The sequence below is a fragment of the Agromyces sp. NPDC058104 genome (assembly GCF_042884835.1).
Lineage (GTDB): Bacteria > Actinomycetota > Actinomycetes > Actinomycetales > Microbacteriaceae > Agromyces.
Genome location: NZ_JBHVTD010000003.1, coordinates 80,423 through 96,219, shown reverse-complemented (window position 1 = coordinate 96,219; position 15,797 = coordinate 80,423). Strand labels below are relative to the sequence as shown.

General features: G+C 71.4%; 14 protein-coding genes and 1 pseudogene. 3 read left to right on the top strand and 12 right to left on the bottom strand.

The window, feature by feature from the left end:
* The first annotated feature begins 2 nt into the window (after positions 1-2).
* Together ACFVTH_RS14235 and ACFVTH_RS14230 are read left to right on the top strand one after the other, a co-directional pair.
* A complete protein-coding gene (locus tag ACFVTH_RS14235; protein WP_387092135.1) occupies positions 3-944 on the top strand; it encodes a M56 family metallopeptidase in 942 nt (313 codons plus the stop codon).
* 34 nt (positions 945-978) lie between these two features.
* Positions 979-1,647 (top strand): annotated as a pseudogene (locus tag ACFVTH_RS14230) (DedA family protein); the annotation flags it as partial.
* A 148-nt stretch (positions 1,648-1,795) separates the two neighbouring features.
* Here ACFVTH_RS14230 and ACFVTH_RS14225 read toward each other — a convergent pair.
* The 5 genes from ACFVTH_RS14225 to ACFVTH_RS14205 all read right to left on the bottom strand — a co-directional run bounded on the left by ACFVTH_RS14225 (position 1,796) and on the right by ACFVTH_RS14205 (position 5,720).
* Complete coding sequence (locus ACFVTH_RS14225) at positions 1,796-2,722, bottom strand: ABC transporter substrate-binding protein (protein ID WP_387092132.1); 927 nt, start codon at positions 2,720-2,722, stop codon at positions 1,796-1,798.
* Positions 2,719-3,462: an ABC transporter permease gene (locus ACFVTH_RS14220; RefSeq protein ID WP_387092129.1), complete on the bottom strand. Its 744-nt coding sequence runs from the start codon at positions 3,460-3,462 to the stop codon at positions 2,719-2,721. Before ACFVTH_RS14220 ends, ACFVTH_RS14225 begins: the two co-directional genes overlap by 4 nt.
* Positions 3,459-4,145, bottom strand: a complete 687-nt coding sequence (locus ACFVTH_RS14215; protein ID WP_387092126.1) for an ABC transporter permease — start codon at positions 4,143-4,145, stop codon at positions 3,459-3,461. The genes ACFVTH_RS14220 and ACFVTH_RS14215 overlap by 4 nt, the downstream gene beginning before the upstream one ends.
* Positions 4,142-4,954, bottom strand: a complete 813-nt coding sequence (locus ACFVTH_RS14210) for an ABC transporter ATP-binding protein (RefSeq protein WP_387092123.1) — start codon at positions 4,952-4,954, stop codon at positions 4,142-4,144. The genes ACFVTH_RS14215 and ACFVTH_RS14210 overlap by 4 nt, the downstream gene beginning before the upstream one ends.
* A gap of 103 nt (positions 4,955-5,057) precedes the next feature.
* Positions 5,058-5,720 carry a TetR family transcriptional regulator gene (locus tag ACFVTH_RS14205; protein WP_387092120.1) on the bottom strand — a complete coding sequence of 221 codons (663 nt, stop codon included), beginning with the start codon at positions 5,718-5,720 and terminating at the stop codon, positions 5,058-5,060.
* A 106-nt stretch (positions 5,721-5,826) separates the two neighbouring features.
* Between ACFVTH_RS14205 and ACFVTH_RS14200 the strand changes: the two genes are divergently transcribed.
* Positions 5,827-6,885 (top strand): App1 family protein, encoded by a 1,059-nt coding sequence (locus ACFVTH_RS14200; protein ID WP_387092118.1) that lies wholly within the window; start codon positions 5,827-5,829, stop codon positions 6,883-6,885.
* A 73-nt stretch (positions 6,886-6,958) separates the two neighbouring features.
* On the opposite strand, the gene ACFVTH_RS14195 is transcribed toward ACFVTH_RS14200, so the two are convergent.
* The 7 genes from ACFVTH_RS14195 to ACFVTH_RS14165 form a co-directional block, all read right to left on the bottom strand.
* On the bottom strand, positions 6,959-8,011 hold the full coding sequence (locus ACFVTH_RS14195; RefSeq protein WP_387092115.1) for a quinone-dependent dihydroorotate dehydrogenase: 1,053 nt from the start codon (positions 8,009-8,011) through the stop codon (positions 6,959-6,961).
* Between the two features lie 36 nt (positions 8,012-8,047).
* Positions 8,048-8,521: a transcriptional regulator NrdR gene (gene nrdR, locus ACFVTH_RS14190; protein ID WP_387092112.1), complete on the bottom strand. Its 474-nt coding sequence runs from the start codon at positions 8,519-8,521 to the stop codon at positions 8,048-8,050.
* 74 nt (positions 8,522-8,595) lie between these two features.
* Entirely contained in the window at positions 8,596-9,903 is a 1,308-nt protein-coding gene (gene hisD / locus ACFVTH_RS14185; protein WP_387092108.1) for a histidinol dehydrogenase, read from the bottom strand.
* Positions 9,904-9,950: 47 nt separating this feature from the next.
* A complete protein-coding gene (dnaE, locus tag ACFVTH_RS14180) occupies positions 9,951-13,466 on the bottom strand; it encodes a DNA polymerase III subunit alpha (RefSeq protein WP_387092106.1) in 3,516 nt (1,171 codons plus the stop codon).
* Positions 13,467-13,570: 104 nt separating this feature from the next.
* The gene (locus tag ACFVTH_RS14175; RefSeq protein WP_387092103.1) at positions 13,571-14,491 is read right to left on the bottom strand and encodes an RluA family pseudouridine synthase; all 921 of its coding nucleotides are present in this window, start codon (positions 14,489-14,491) and stop codon (positions 13,571-13,573) included.
* Positions 14,491-15,117, bottom strand: a complete 627-nt coding sequence (gene lspA / locus ACFVTH_RS14170; protein WP_387092100.1) for a signal peptidase II — start codon at positions 15,115-15,117, stop codon at positions 14,491-14,493. The genes ACFVTH_RS14175 and lspA overlap by 1 nt, the downstream gene beginning before the upstream one ends.
* Positions 15,107-15,778: a DivIVA domain-containing protein gene (locus ACFVTH_RS14165; RefSeq protein ID WP_386941625.1), complete on the bottom strand. Its 672-nt coding sequence runs from the start codon at positions 15,776-15,778 to the stop codon at positions 15,107-15,109. The genes lspA and ACFVTH_RS14165 overlap by 11 nt, the downstream gene beginning before the upstream one ends.
* Between the last annotated feature and the right edge of the window lie 19 nt (positions 15,779-15,797).

The following is a 15,797-nucleotide window of genomic DNA, read 5'->3' as shown; positions in this document are numbered from 1 at the left end:
CCGTGATCGCCGTCGCCGTGGGCCTCGGCGCCCTCGCGCTCACGCTCGCGTGGCCGATCCCGCTCGTCCTCTCGCGTGCGGCGTGGCCCGCGCGTTCCCCCGCCGTCGCCCTCGCGCTCTGGCAGGCCATCGCCGTGGCCGGCGGCGTCTCGATGATCGGCTGCCTCCTCGTGTTCGGCGCCTCCCCCGCGGGGTCGCTGGTGGGCGCTTGGCACGCGCTCGTCCCCGCCCTGTTCACGGGCCCGATCCCGCCCGAGTTCGGGGTCGTGCACCTCGCCGCCCTCACGCTGGCCGCCGGCCTCGCCGCGCACCTCGCGCTGAACCTCGCGCTGACGGCCGTGCGCGCCGAACGCGAGCGGCGACGCCAGCACCAGCTCGTCGCCCTGCTCGGCGATCCCATGCCGGGGCAGCCGCACACGCGCGTGCTCGCGCACCCCGCCCCCCTCGCGTACTGCGTGCCCGGAATCCGCACCGCGACCGTGCTCACCGACGGACTCATCGACGCGCTCTCGCCCGACGAGCTCGCCGCGGTGATCGCCCACGAGCGCGCGCATCTCGACCAGCTCCACCATCTCGTGCTCCTCGCGTTCCGCGCCTGGCACAGCGCGCTCCCCTGGTTCCCCATCGCGAACCGCGCCGAGCGATCCGTCATCCTGCTCGCCGAGATGCTCGCCGACGACCGCGCACGACGCGCCGCCGGCGACGACGCCCTCCGCGGTGCGCTCCTCGTCGTCGGCGAGGGCGGCCCGGGCGGCTACGGCGACGACACCGTGATCGCCGACGCCGACATGCTCGCCGCGCGGCTCGACCGGCTCGACGTCGTGCCCGCGGCATCCTCGTCGGCGGCGATGCCCCGAATGCTCGTGCTCGGAGCGTCCGCACTCCTCCTCCTCGTACCGCTCGCGGCTTATACCGCGGTACTGGCTGATCATCCCGCAGGGTGACGCGCCGCCACGCGCCCCCGGTTACCCTCGAATGATGAACGAGATCCTCGACTGGATCCTCAACACCGTGCAGGCGGTCGACCCGGTCGCCCGCACCCTCCTCGCCGGACTCGGCATCATGCTCGAGACGAGCGTGCTCATCGGTCTCGTCGTGCCGGGCGACACCATCGTGCTGGTCGCCGCGACCGCAGTCGACAGCGTCGGCGAGTACCTCGCCCTGACCTTCACGGTCATCGTCGGCGCGCTGATCGGCGAGAGCATCGGCTTCGCCCTGGGGCGCTGGTTCGGCCCGCACATCCTGCACTCGCGCCTGGGTCGGAAGATCGGCGAGGACAACTGGCATCGCGCGCAGCGCTACCTCGACCGTCGCGGCGGACCGGCCATCTTCATCTCCCGCTTCCTGCCCGTGCTGCACTCGCTCATCCCGCTGACCGTCGGCATGAGCACGATGCGGTACCGCAGGTTCATCGCGTGGACGGCGCCCGCGTGCGTCATCTGGGCATTCGCGTACGTCTCGGTCGGCTGGGCGGCCGCGGGCAGCTACCGCGAGCTCAGCCGCGAGCTGCACTGGGCCGGCTACATCTTCGTCGCCGTGATCGTGCTCTTCCTCCTCCTCGTGTGGGGCGCGAAGAAGCTCATCGTGCGCTCCGAGGCCAAGCACATGGAGGCCGCCGAGGCCGCCGACGACTCGGGCGCCCTCGACACCGCGGCGAGCACCCCTGCCGCCTTCACCCGCGCCGCACCGGAGCCCCCGACGGCAGCCCGCGTCCCGAGGGACGACGAAGGGCCGGATGCCTCGGCACCCGGCCCCTCCGAGCACGGCGCCGGCCGTTAGCCGGCGGCCGCGCCGATCAGAACAGCTTCTGCTCGGCCAGCCAGTCGCTCGCGATCTGCTCGGCCGACTGCTGCTCGTCGACGCTGAGCGCGTTGAGCGCGACGAGGTCGGCGGCGGCGAGCGCAGCGCTGACCGTGTCGATCACCTCTGCGGCCTCGTCGTCGACCTTCTCGCTCACCACGGGAACCACGTTCGAGGCGAGGAAGAGCCCCTCGGGGTCCTCGAGGGTGACGAGGTCGCTCGTGGAGATGGCCGGATTGGCGCTGTAGATGTTCACGAGCTGCACCGCGCCGTCTTGGAGTGCCTTGATGGTGAGCGGCCCGCCACTGTCCTCGATGGGGGTGAACGCGACGTCGACCCCGTAGACCGACTTCAGGCCCTCGGGCCCGTAGGGCCGCGTCGCGAGCTCGGAGTTGCCGCCGAGCGTCAGCGGCGTCTCGACCTTCGCCAGGTCGGCGAGGCTCGTGACGCCGTTCGTCTCCGAGAACTCCTTCGTGACATTGTAGGAGTCCTGGTCGGTGGCCGGCGACTGGTCGAGGACGCGCAGTCCGTCGGGCAGGGCGCCCTCGAGCTCGGCGTAGACGTCGTCGGCGGTCGTCGCCGTGGTGTCGGGCACGTAGTACTGGAGGAGGTTGCCCGTGTACTCGGGGAAGACGTCGATCGCGCCGCTCTCGAGCTCGGGCATGTAGACCTCGCGCTGCCCGATGCGCGGCTGGAGGTCGACGGTGAAGCCGTTCGCCTCGAGCGCCTGGGCGTAGATCTGCGCGATGATCTCGTTCGAGTAGTAGTCCTGCGAGCCGACGACGAGGGTCTCGCCGCCGCCGTCGGTCTCGCCCGATCCGCTGTCGAGCGGATCACCCGATGCGCACCCTGCCAGGGCCACTGTCGCCCCGACCGCGACCGCCGCCAGCGCGACGAATCGGCCTTTTCCTGCTGTGATCATTGCCTGTTCCCTTCATGGATGGGTCGCCCCACGACCGCTCGCTGCCGGGCCGGCCGCGAGCGGAGTTCACGAGTGCGGGTCGCCCGCACGCCGGCGGGCACGACGAGGCGCTGCGCGAGCGCGAACGCCCCGTCGACGACGAGCGCGAGCAGGATCACGAGGATCGAGCCGCCGAGCATCTCGCCGTAGTCACGGGTCTTGAGCCCCTGGAAGATCGGCCGGCCGAGCCCGACGTCGGCCACGTACGCGGCGAGCGTCGCCGTCGCGATGATCTGCAGCGCCGCCGAGCGCACGCCGCCGACGATGATCGGCAGGCCGAGCGGGAGCTCGACACCGCCGACGATCTCGCGCTCGCGCATGCCCATCGCCCGCGCCGCGTCGATCGTGCGCCGGTCGACCGCCTCGAAGCCCGCGTACGCGCCGGCGAGCAGCGGCGGCACCGCGAGGATGACGAGTGAGATCACCGGCGCCGCGAGCCCGATGCCGAGCCAGAGGCCGAAGAGCGTCAGCACGCCGAGCGTCGGCAGGGCGCGCAGCCCGCCCGAGACCATGACGACGAGCTGCTTGCCACGGCCGGTGTGGCCGATGACCGCACCGGTGGGCAGCGCGATCACGGAGGCGATGAGCAGCACCACGAGCGAGAGCAGCAGGTGCTGGCCGATGCGCTCGGGGATGCTGCCCGCGCCCTGCCAGTTGGCGGGGTCGAGGATCCACGCGATGCCGTCGGCGACGAGGTTCACGGCAGCACCTCCTCGGGCACGGGTGCGGCGACGACGCGCCTGCGGCGCGCCCCGATCCGCGTCCACGGCATGAGGAGCCGCCCCGCGAGCACGGCGAGCAGGTCGAGGAGGAGGGCGAGCGCGATCGTCGCGACGATGCCGGTGACGATCTCGGCCTGGATGCCGCGCTGGAAGCCGTCGGTGAAGAGGCTGCCGAGGCTCGGCACGCCGATCACCGCACCGATCGTCGCGAGGCTGACGGTGCTGACGATGACGACCCGGAGCCCCGAGAGGAGCACCGGCCCCGCGAGCGGGAGCTCGACGGACCGGAAGCGGCCGAACGCCGAGTAGCCGACCGCGGTCGCCGACTGGCGCACGTCGCGGTCGATCGCGTCGAAGGCGTCGGCGGCCGTGCGCACGATCACCGCGATGCCGTAGAGCGTGAGCGCGACCACGAGGTTCACGGGCGAGCGCACGCCCAGCCCGGTGAACACCGGAAGGGCGATGAGCAGGGCGAGCGAGGGGATCGCGTAGAGCAGCCCGCACAGCGTGAGCAGCACGCCGCGCGACCACCGGTAGCGGTGCGCCAGCCAGCCGATCGGAACGGAGACCACGAAGCTCAGTATGATCGCGGGTACCGACAGTGCCAGGTGCACGAGGCTCAGCTCGGCGACCAGGTCGAGATTCGACCAAAGCCAGGTCACGAGGCGAGCACTCCCGCCGCACGCCCGTCGTCGTCGACGACCACCTGGCGCCCGTCGACCTCCCTGAGGTGCAGCACGCGCTTGCCCCGGTCCGCGCCCACGAAGTCGGCGACGAAGTCGTCGGCCGGGCGGGCGAGGATCTCGGCCGGCGACGCCGCCTGCGAGATCCGGCCGCCCTGCTGCATGATGACGACCTGATCGCCGAGGAGGAACGCCTCGTCGATGTCGTGGGTGACGAAGACGACCGTCTTGCCGAGCTCGCCCTGCAACCGCAGCAGCTCCTGCTGCAGCTCCGACCGGACGATGGGGTCGACCGCGCCGAACGGCTCGTCCATGAGCAGGATGTTCGGGTCGACCGCGAGGCCGCGTGCCACGCCGACGCGCTGCTGCTGACCGCCCGAGAGCTGGCTCGGGTACTTGTCGGCGAGCGAGCGGTCGAGCCCCACGGTGTCGAGCAGCTCGAGCGCCCTGGCGTGCGCCTCGCGCCGGCGGGTGCCGCGGAGCATCGGGACCGTGGCGACGTTGTCGATCACCTTGCGGTGCGGAAGGAGACCCGAGTTCTGCATCACGTAACCGATGCTGCGGCGCAGCGCGACGGGTTCGAGGGTCGCGACGTCGGTGCCGTCGATGAGCACCTGGCCGTCGCTCGGGTCGACCATCCGGTTGATCATGCGCAGGAGCGTCGTCTTGCCGGAGCCCGAGGAACCGACGAGGACGGTCGTCTTGCGCGGCGGGATCACGATGTCGACGCCGGACACCGCGAGCGTGCCGTCGGGGAAGCGCTTCGAAACGCCGCGGAACTCGATCATGCTGGCTTCATCCCGTCGTCGGCGTTCGCTCGATGTGCAGGCTCAAGCCAAACACCGATCGCGCTTCAGGGCAACGGATTGACGCCGCGCGTCGCGAGCCCGGTCAGGCGGCGCTCGAGGCCGCGATCACCGCGCCGAGGTGCTCGGCGAGGTAGTCGTGCACGAGGCGCTTCGCCTCGGCGAGATAGCGCTCGTCGCCCTCGGCGCTGCGCTCGAACGCACGGCTGATGAGCGCGTCCCCGATCTCCATCGCCACGCCGAGGCGGAACCGCAGCTCGTCCTGGTCGTCGCTGTCGCCGAACTCGGCCTCGATGAGCCGTGCCATGCGATGGGCGAACTCGGGCTCGATGTCGCCCTCGGCGAGCTCGCGCTGCGCGGCGTGCACGACGGTGAACCCGGGCTCGTCGCGGTACATCGTCGCGCAGACCTCGAGCGCGACGTCGAGCACCGTCCACCAGGACTCGAGTTCGACGCGCTCCATCTCGTCGGCCACCCGCTCGCGGTAGCGGCGCACCGACCGCTCGCGCAGCGCGTAGAGCACCGCGACGCGGTCGGGGAAGTAGCGGTACACCGTGCCGATCGAAGCCCCGGCGCGCTCGGCGACCATCTGGGTCGTCAGCCGCTCGAAGCCCGACTCGTCGACGATCTCGGCGGCGGCGTCGAGCAGCGCGTCGAGACGCTGGCTCGAGCGACGCTGCGTCGGCTCGGTGCGGACCGAGCGCCTCCGGCTCGGATCGGCCCCGAGGATCAGGTCGATGTTCGGCACGGAACCTCCTCAGTTGCTCGGACCACTCTACCGGGCGTCGAACGGCTCGATTGACCGATCGCGGCCCGTTTCGCGACCCGGGCCGGTCGCATGACAGACTGAGTGGATGCCGGCGAGCTCCCCCACCCCGGCCGGATCCCGAGAGCGCCAGGTCCGGCATCGTGCCGCGCGCATCGAAGACTGGATCCACGACGTCCGCTCCCGATGGGCGCGCCGTCGCGGACACATCCCCACCGTGGTGCCCTACACCGGCTACGGCTCGACCGAATGGGTCCGCGTGTTCTGCCGGGTCCTGCTGCACAAGCCGATCGCACCCGACCAGGGCTCGAAGCGGCGGCGCCGTCGCGGCGACCAGGGCATCCGCGGCTGGCGCAGCTTCACGAGCGTGCCCGTCGGCGACGTGCCCGTCGTCATCGAGATCGGCGGCCAGCGCATCGAGGTGCTCGCCGACCGCGGCGGCGTGGTCGACACGACCGTGCCGGTGTCGCTCGAGCCCGGCTGGCACCGCGCGACGCTCACCACCGAGGGCGCGAACCCCGTCGAGGCGCCGATCCGCATCGTCGGCCCCGACGTCGAGTTCGGCATCATCTCCGACGTCGACGACACCGTGATGGTGACGGCGCTCCCCCGCCCGCTCGTCGCCGCCTGGAACACCTTCGTGCTCGACGAGCACGCCCGCATCCCGACGCCCGGCATGGCCGTCCTCTTCGAGCGCCTCGCGCGCTCGCACCCGGGCTCCCCCGTGATCTACCTGTCGACGGGCGCGTGGAACGTCGCCCCGACCCTCACGCGCTTCCTCTCGCGCAACCTCTACCCCGCCGGCCCGCTGCTCCTCACCGACTGGGGCCCCACGCACGACCGCTGGTTCCGCAGCGGGCGCGAGCACAAGCAGGAGAACCTGCGGCGCCTCGCCGAGGAGTTCCCGAACGTGCGCTGGCTGCTCATCGGCGACGACGGGCAGCACGACGAAGAGCTCTACGCCCAGTTCGCCGCAGAGCACCCCGACCGCGTGGAGGCGATCGCGATCCGCCGCCTCTCGACGGGCGAGGCGGTGCTCGCCGGCGGCCGCACGAAGGCCGAGGAGCACGGCACCGAGGTGCCCTGGGTCTCGGCGAGCGACGGGTCGACCATCGCCGACCAGCTCGCCGAGGTCGGGGTCGTCTGACGAGTCGGCCGCATCGCCGTGTGCCGCAGCGCCCGCCCGTTGGTGCGGCCGGCCGGCCTGCCCGACGGCGCGACTACGCCGAGACCGCGGCGGTGCGCGAACGACGGAACGCCGCGAGCCCGCGGTTGACCTGCCGCGCCCACAGCGGGCCGAGGTAGATGAACGCCGAGTAGCCCTGCACGAGCGTCGCACCGGCGTCGAGCCGGTCCTGCACGTCGGCGGCCGTCTCGACGCCGCCGACGGAGATCACGCAGAGCTCGGCCGGCACGTGCCGCCGCACGAGCTTCAGCACCTCGAGCGAGCGCTCGGCGAGCGGAGCGCCCGAGAGGCCGCCCGCCCCGATCGCCTCGACGGCGGATGCCTCGGTGCGGAGCCCCTCGCGGGAGATCGTCGTGTTCGTGGCGATGAGGCCGTCGAGGCCGAGACGCACCACGAGCTCGCAGATGCGCACCACCTCGGCGTCGTCGAGATCGGGGGCGATCTTGACGAGCAACGGCGTGGTGCCGCTCGCGGCGCGCACGGCCTCGAGCAGCGGGGCGAGGGCGTCGAGCTCCTGGAGGCCGCGCAGGCCGGGGGTGTTCGGCGAGCTGACGTTCACCACGAGGTAGTCGGCGTACGGGGCGAGCAGTTTCGCGCTGCGCTCGTAGTCGCCGACCGCGTCCTCGACCGCGGTGACCCGGCTCTTGCCGATGTTGACGCCGAGCACCGGGCGCCGCGAGCGGCGCGACAGCCGCGAGAGGCGGCCGGCCGCGGCATCCGCCCCGCCGTTGTTGAAGCCCATGCGGTTGATGAGCGCGCGGTCCTTCACGAGGCGGAACAGGCGCGGGCGCTCGTTGCCGGGCTGCGCGATCGCGGTGATCGTGCCGACCTCGACGTGGCCGAAGCCGAGGTTGCCGAGGCCGAGCACCGCGAGGCCGTCCTTGTCGAAGCCCGCCGCGACGCCGAACGGCGACGGGAACCGGAGCCCGAGCGCCTCGACCGCGAGCGACGGGTCGGGCGCGGTGAAGCGCTCGACGACCCGGCCGACGCCGAGCGTCGGGAGCGCCTTGATCACCCGGAATGCGAGGTGATGCGCGTCTTCGGGGTCGAGCTTGGAGAGGAACGCGGAGAAGAGAAGTCGATACATGCCGGATTCAGGGTACCGGTCGCGGCACCCGTCGCGTCACTCGACCGGTCGGGCCGGGAGGTGCCCGTGCTCCTCGCGCAGCAGCTCGATCGCCGATTCGAAGTCGTCGAGCGAGTCGAACGCCTGGTAGACGCTCGCGAAGCGCAGGTAGGCGACCTCGTCGAGCTCGCGCAGGGGCGGGAGGATGGCGAGCCCGATGTCGTTCGCCTCGATCTGCGAGGCGCCGGTCGAGCGGATCGTCTCCTCGACCTTCTGCGCGAGCACCGCGAGGTCGGAGTCGGTGACGGGACGCCCCTGGCAGGCCTTCTTCACGCCCAGCACGACCTTCTCGCGGCTGAACGGCTCGACGACGCCGCTGCGCTTGATCACGACGAGGCTCGCCGTCTCGGTCGTCGAGAAGCGCCGGCCGCACTCGGGGCACTGACGGCGGCGACGGATCGAGAGCCCGTCGTCGCTCGTGCGGGAGTCGATGACGCGCGAATCGGGGTGGCGGCAGAACGGGCAGTACATGGTGTCCCCAGCCTAGTGGCGCGCGGCAGGCGGCCGGAGGCCGCGCGCCGCGACGACGTCGGGCGCCGGCGCGGTCAGGGGCGGTCGAACCGCGCGGTGACGGCCTCGCCGTGCGCGGGCAGGTCCTCCTCGGCCGAGAGTGCCGCGATGACCGGGGCGACCTCGCGGAGCGCCTGCTCGTCGTAGCGCACGACCTGCTGCGGACGCAGGAACGTCGCGGCGGAGAGTCCGGCCGCGTACCGCGACTGCCCGCCCGTCGGCAGCACGTGGTTCGAGCCGGCCGCGTAGTCGCCGAGGCTCACCGGCGAGTAGGGCCCGACGAAGATGGCGCCGGCGTTCTCGATGCGCTCGAGCACCGCGTCGACGTCGCGCACCTGGATCTCGAGGTGCTCGGCGCCGAAGGCGTTGGCGAAGTCGGTAGCCTGCTCGAGGTCGTCGACGAGCACGACGGCCGACTGCACGCCGTCGATCGCCTGACGCACCCGCTCGCGGTGCTTCGTCGCACCGGCTCGTGCCTCGAGACGCGCGACGACGCGCGACGCGAACTCGGCGGAGTCGGTGACGAGCACCGAGGCGGCGAGCTCGTCGTGCTCGGCCTGGCTCACGAGGTCGGCGGCCACGAAGTCGGCGTCGGCCCCGTCGTCGGCGATCACGAGGATGTCGGTGGGCCCGGCCTCGGCGTCGATGCCGGTCACGCCCTGCACCAGCCGCTTCGCGGCGGCGACGAAGACGTTGCCGGGGCCCGTCACGCGCTGCACCGGCTCGAGCCCGAGGTCGGGCACGCCGTAGGCGAAGGCGCCGATCGCCCCCGCGCCGCCCATGGCGTAGACCTCGGTGATGCCGAGCAGCGCGGCGACGCCGGCGATCGTCGGGTGCACCCGGCCGCCGAACTCGGCCTGCGGCGGCGAGGCGAGGGCGATCGAGCGCACGCCTGCGGCCTGGGCGGGCACCACGTTCATGACGACGCTCGACGGGTAGACGGCCTTCCCGCCCGGCACGTAGAGGCCGACCCGGGCGACGGGCTGCCAGCGCTGCTCGACCACCGCGCCGTCGCCGAGCACCGTGCGCTCGGGCGCGGGCACCTGGGCGGCGCTCGCGGCGCGGACGCGTTCGATGGTGCGCTCGACCGCGTCGCGGATCTCGGGGGCGAGGGCCTCGCGTGCGGCGTCGAGCTCGTCGGCGGGCACTCGGACCTGCGGCGGCCGCACCCGGTCGAACCGCTCGGCCTGGTCGAGGAGCGCCGAGCCGCCGTGCTCTCGCACGGCGTCGATGAGCGCTCGGGCGGGCTCGAGGGCGGCCGACACGTCGGTTGCGGCGCGAGGGACGAGGGCGAGCAGCTCGGTCGTGGACGGGCGGGTTCCGCGGAGGTCGATGGTACGCATGGCCCATCCAGCCTACCGAGCGCGCGTCGGCGCCCGGCGGGGCCGCGTCACACGAGGCAGTTCGGGCCGAGCAGGCTCTTCAGCTCGCCGTAGAAGTCGGCGCTCACCTTCACCGGGTACGGCAGCTCGAACACCCGGGCGCTCCGCCCGCGCACGAGCTTCAGCCGCACCTCGGTGTCGCCCCGGTGCCGGATGAGCACGTCGCCGAGCGCGGTGATCGTCTCGGTCGTCGCGCGCTGGTCGGGCAGCGAGATCATGACGGGACCGCTCTCGTCGCCCTGGCCGAGCTCGGGGGTGAACACGCTGTAGGCGTGCAGGTTCATGCCGTCGTCGCGCATGCTGACGCGCCCGCGCACCACCGCGATCGAGTCGGCCTTGAGACCCGGTGCGAACTCCTGGTAGGCCTTGCCCATGAACATGACGGTGATCTCGCCCGAGAAGTCCTCGACCTGGATCATGCCGTACTGGTTGCCCGAGGCCTTCGCGACGCGGTGCTGCACGCTCGTCACGAGGCCGGCGATCGTCACGGTGTCGCCGTCCTGCGTGGCGTCGGACCCCATGAGGTCGGTGATCGTCGTCGAGGCGTGCTTGGCGAGCGGGGCCTCGAGCCCGGCGAGCGGATGGTCGGAGACGTAGAGCCCCAGCATCTCGCGCTCGAAGGCGAGCTTGTCGCGCTTGGCCCACTCGGGCCGGTCGGGCACGAGCGACGGCGGCGCCTCCTCGTGCTCGGCGAGCAGGGAGTCGAAGTCGAAGCCCGCCTGGCCGGTCGCCTCGACGCGCTTCTCGCCGACCGCCGACTCGACCGCGCCCTCGTGGATCTCGACGAGGGCGCGCCGGGTCGCGCCGAGCGAGTCGAAGGCGCCGGCCTTGATGAGCGACTCGACGGTGCGCTTGTTCGCCACCGGCAGGGGCGACTTCTTCAGGAAGTCGTGGAACGACTCGAAGCGCCCCTTCTCGTCGCGCGCGGCGCGGATCGCGTCGACGACGTTGAAGCCCACGTTGCGCACGGCGCCGAGCCCGAATCGGATGTCGTCGCCGACGGCCGCGAAGAAGCCGATCGACTCGTTCACGTCGGGCGGCAGCACCTTGATGCCCATGCGGCGGCACTCGTTGAGGTAGAGCGCGAGCTTGTCGCGGGCGTCGCCGACGCTCGTGAGGAGGGCCGCCATGTACTCGGCCGGGAAGTGCGCCTTGAGGTACGCCGTCCAGTAGCTCAGCACGCCGTAGGCCGCGGAGTGCGCTTTGTTGAAGGCGTAGTCGGAGAAGGGCAGCAGGATCTCCCAGAGCTTGCCGATCGCCTCCTCGGAGTAGCCGTTCGCCTTCATGCCGTTCGAGAAGCCCTCGTACTGCTTGTCGAGCTCGGACTTCTTCTTCTTGCCCATCGCGCGGCGGAGGATGTCGGCCTGTCCGAGCGAGAACCCGGCGACGCGCTGGGCGATCGCCATGACCTGCTCCTGGTAGATGATCAGGCCGTAGCTCGTGTCGAGGATGTCCTTCAGGGACTCCGCGAACTCGGCGTGGATCGGGGTGATCTCCTGCAGCCCGTTCTTGCGGAGCGCGTAGTTGGTGTGCGAGTTCGCGCCCATGGGGCCCGGACGGTACAGCGCGATGACGGCCGAGATGTCTTCGAAGTTGTCGGGCTTCATGAGCCTGAGGAGCGCGCGCATCGGCCCGCCGTCGAGCTGGAAGACGCCGAGGGTGTCGCCCCGCGAGAGCAGTGCGTACGCCTCGGGGTCGTCGAGGTCGAGGTCCTCGAGCACCGGGCGGAACCCGCGGTTCGCCTCGATGTTGTCGAGCGCGTCGTCGATGATCGTGAGGTTGCGGAGCCCCAGGAAGTCCATCTTGATCAGGCCGAGCGACTCACACGCCGGGTAGTCGAACTGCGTGACGATCTGGCCGTCCTGCTCGCGCTTCATGATCGGGATGATGTCGATCAGCGGGTCGCTCGACATGATGACGCCCGCCGCGTGGACGCCCCACTGGCGCTTCAGGTTCTCGAGGCCGAGCGCCGTGTCGAACACGGTGCGCGCCTCGGGGTCGGTCTCGACGATCGCACGGATGTCGCCGGCTTCTTTGTAGCGCGGGTGGTTCTTGTCGAAGATGCCGGTGAGCGGGATGTCCTTGCCCATGACGGCCGGCGGCATCGCCTTCGTGAGCTTCTCGCCCATCGAGAACGGGAAGCCGAGCACGCGGCCGGAGTCCTTCAGCGCCTGCTTGGCCTTGATGGTGCCGTAGGTGACGATCTGCGCGACGCGCTCCTCGCCGTACTTCTCGGTCACGTACTTGATGACCTCGCCGCGACGACGCTCGTCGAAGTCGACGTCGAAGTCGGGCATGGAGACGCGGTCGGGGTTCAGGAAGCGCTCGAAGATGAGCCCGTGCTGCAGCGGGTCGAGGTCGGTGATCTTCATCGCGTACGCGGCCATCGAGCCGGCACCCGAGCCACGCCCCGGTCCGACGCGGATGCCGTGCTCCTTCGACCAGTTGATGAAGTCGGCGACGACGAGGAAGTAGCCGGGGAAGCCCATCTGCAGGATGACGCCGACCTCGTAGTCGGCCTGCTTGCGCACCTCGGCCGGGATGCCGTTCGGGTAACGCAGCTCGAGGCCCCGGTCGACCTCCTTCACGAACCAGGTCTCCTCGCTCTCGCCGGCCGGCACGGGGAATCGCGGCATGTAGTTGGCGCTCGTGTTGAACTGCACGTCGCAGCGCTCGGCGATCAGCAGCGTGTTGTCGCACGCCTCGGGGTGGTCGCGGAAGACGTGGCGCATCTCGGCCGCGGTCTTCAGGTAGAACTCGTCGGCGTCGAACTTGAACCGGTTGGGGTCGTCGAGGGTCGAGCCCGACTGCACGCACAGCAGCGCCGCGTGGCTCTTCGCATCGTCGGCGTGCGTGTAGTGCAGGTCGTTCGTCGCCACGAGCGGCAGGCCGAGCTCCTTCGCGAGCCGGTGCAGATCCTCCATGATGCGGCGCTCGATGCCGAGGCCGTGGTCCATGATCTCGGCGAAGTAGTTCTCCTTGCCGAAGATGTCGCGGAAGTCGGCGGCCGCCTTCAGCGCCTCGTCGTACTGGCCGAGCCTAAGCCTCGTCTGCACCTCGCCCGACGGGCAGCCGGTCGTCGCGATGAGCCCCTTCGAGTAGGTCGAGAGCAGCTCGCGGTCCATGCGCGGCTTGAAGTAGTAGCCCTCGATCGAGGCGCGGCTCGAGAGCCGGAACAGGTTGTGCATGCCCTCGGTCGTCTCGGAGAGCAGGGTCATGTGGGTGTACGCACCCGAGCCCGAGACGTCGTCGCCGCCGCCGTTGCCCCAGCGCACGCGGGTCTTGTCGCCGCGCGCGGTGCCGGGCGTGATGTACGCCTCGGTGCCGATGATCGGCTTGATGCCGGCGTCGGTCGCCTGCTTCCAGAAGTCGTAGGCGCCGAACACGTTGCCGTGGTCGGTGACCGCGACGGCCGGCATGCCCTCGCCCTGCGCGGCCTTGATCAGCTCGCCCACCCGGGCCGCTCCGTCGAGCATCGAGTACTCGGAATGCACGTGCAGGTGGACGAATGAATCGGCGGCCACGGGGCTCCTCTTCGGATGCTGCGGGGTGGTTCTGGGGGTGTCTTCGAGTCTAGGGCGAGCCGCCCACGTCGGGGCCGGTTCGCACCCGACTCGGACGACCGGCGTCAGTCGCCGCGCAGCAGCTCGAGCGCGTGGGCGAGGTCGTCGGGATACTCGGACGTGAACGTCGTCCACTCGCCGGTGCCCGGGTGCGTGAGCGAGAGCTCGTGGGCGTGCAGCCACTGGCGGGTGAGCCCGAGCCGCTCCGAGAGGGTCGGGTCGGCGCCGTACATGGCGTCACCCGCGCACGGGTGCCGCTGCGCGGCCATGTGCACGCGGATCTGGTGCGTGCGCCCCGTCTCGAGGTGCACCTCGAGGAGCGAGGCGTACGGGAACGCCTCGAGCGTCTCGTAGTGCGTGACGGCGTGCTTGCCGTCGGCCGTCACCGCGAACTTCCACTCGGAGCGCGGGTGGCGCCCGACGGGCGCGTCGATCGTGCCGGCCAGCGGATCGGGGTGACCCTGGACGACGGTGTGGTAGATCTTCTCGACCTCGCGATCGTGGAACTGCCGCTTGAGCTCGGTGTAGGCGCGCTCCGACTTCGCGACCACCATGAGGCCGCTGGTGCCGGCGTCGAGCCGGTGCACGACACCCTGCCGTTCGGGTGCGCCCGACGTCGAGATGCGGAACCCCGCCGCCGCGAGAGCGCCGACGACCGTCGGCCCCGTCCAGCCGAGCGAGGGGTGCGCGGCGACGCCCGCCGGCTTGTCGACCACGACGAGGTCGTCGTCGTCGTGGACGATGCCGAGCTCGGGCACCGCGATCGGCTCGACCGCGAGCGTGCGCGGCGGCTCCCAGCTCACCTCGAGCCAGCCGCCGGCCCGCAGTCGATCGGACTTGTCGACGGTCGCGCCGTCGACGCTGACGCCTCCGGCCGAGGCGATCTCGGCGGCGAGGGTGCGCGAGAAGCCGAGGAGCTTCGCGAGGCCCGCGTCGACCCGAGTGCCGTCGAGCCCGTCGGGAACCGGGAACGAGCGATGCTCCATCAGGCCTCGTGCGCGCGGAGCGGATCCGCGGCCGGCGACCGAGGCGCCTCGGGCCCGTCGCCCTCGGACGAGGCCGGCGACGCGGCATCCGACGCGGTCTTGGCGGGTCGCGCCTCGCGCGAGCCGTCGAGCCCGATGCCGCGGATCGTCAGGATCATGAACAGCACCATGCTCGACACGATCGCGATGTCGGCGACGTTGTAGATCGCCGGGAGCATCCACGGGGTGGAGATGAAGTCGATCACGTGACCCAGCCCGAAGCTCGGCTCGCGGAAGAGCCGATCGGTCAGGTTGCCGAGCACGCCGCCGAGCAGCAGGCCGAAGACGAGCGCCCATGCCACCGAGCGGATGCGCCGGGCGAACCAGATGATGAACGTGATCACGCTCGCGGCGAGGATCGTGAAGATCCACGTCATGCCGCTCGCGAGGGAGAATGCCGCGCCGGGGTTCCGCACGAACTGCCACTGGAGCACGGAGCCCAGCACCGGCACGATCTCACCTTCGGTGAGGTTCGAGACGACGAGGAACTTGCTCAACTGGTCGAGGCCGTACGCCGCGATCGCGGCGCCGGCCAGGACCAGCAGGGCGGTGGTGGTGCCGACCTTCGCGGCCGGCTCAGCCGCCAAAGCCCTGGAAGGTCGGTGCCGGCTGCTCGGCGGGGGCCGAGAAGCCCTGGTTGCCCGACACCTGCACGGGGGCGGCGGTGTCGAGGTCGCGCAGCTGGCCCTCGATGTAGCTCTTCAGCTTCGCGCGGTAGTCGCGCTCGAAGGTGCGGAGCTCGTCGACGCGCTTCTCGAGCGCGACGCGCTCCTGGTCGAGGATGCCCATCTGCTGGCGCTGCTTGGCCTCGGCCTCGGCGACGACGCGGGCCGCGGTCGCGTGCCCCTCGGCGATCAGCGCATCGCGCTTCTCGATGCCCTCGCGCACGTGCTCCTCGTGGAGGCGGCGGGCGAGCTGCAGCAGGTTGGTGGTCGACGTCTGCTCGTCGAGCTCGGACTGCACGGCCGGGGCCTGCGTCGGCACGGCGACGGTGGGCGGCGGGGCGGCCGGCTCGGTGTACACCGCGGCAGGTGCCGGCGCAGCGGGGGCGGGCGCCTGCGCGGCCTCCGCGGCACGGGCTTCGGCCGCCGCGACGCGCTGGCGCAGCTCGTCGTTCTCCTGGTTCAGACGACGCAGTTCGACGACGACCTCGTCGAGGAAGTCATCGACCTCGTCCTGGTCGTAGCCCTCCCGGAACTTCGTCGCCTGGAAGCGCTTGTTGACCACATCTTCCGGAGTTAGCGCCATGGCTTTCCACCCTCAAATC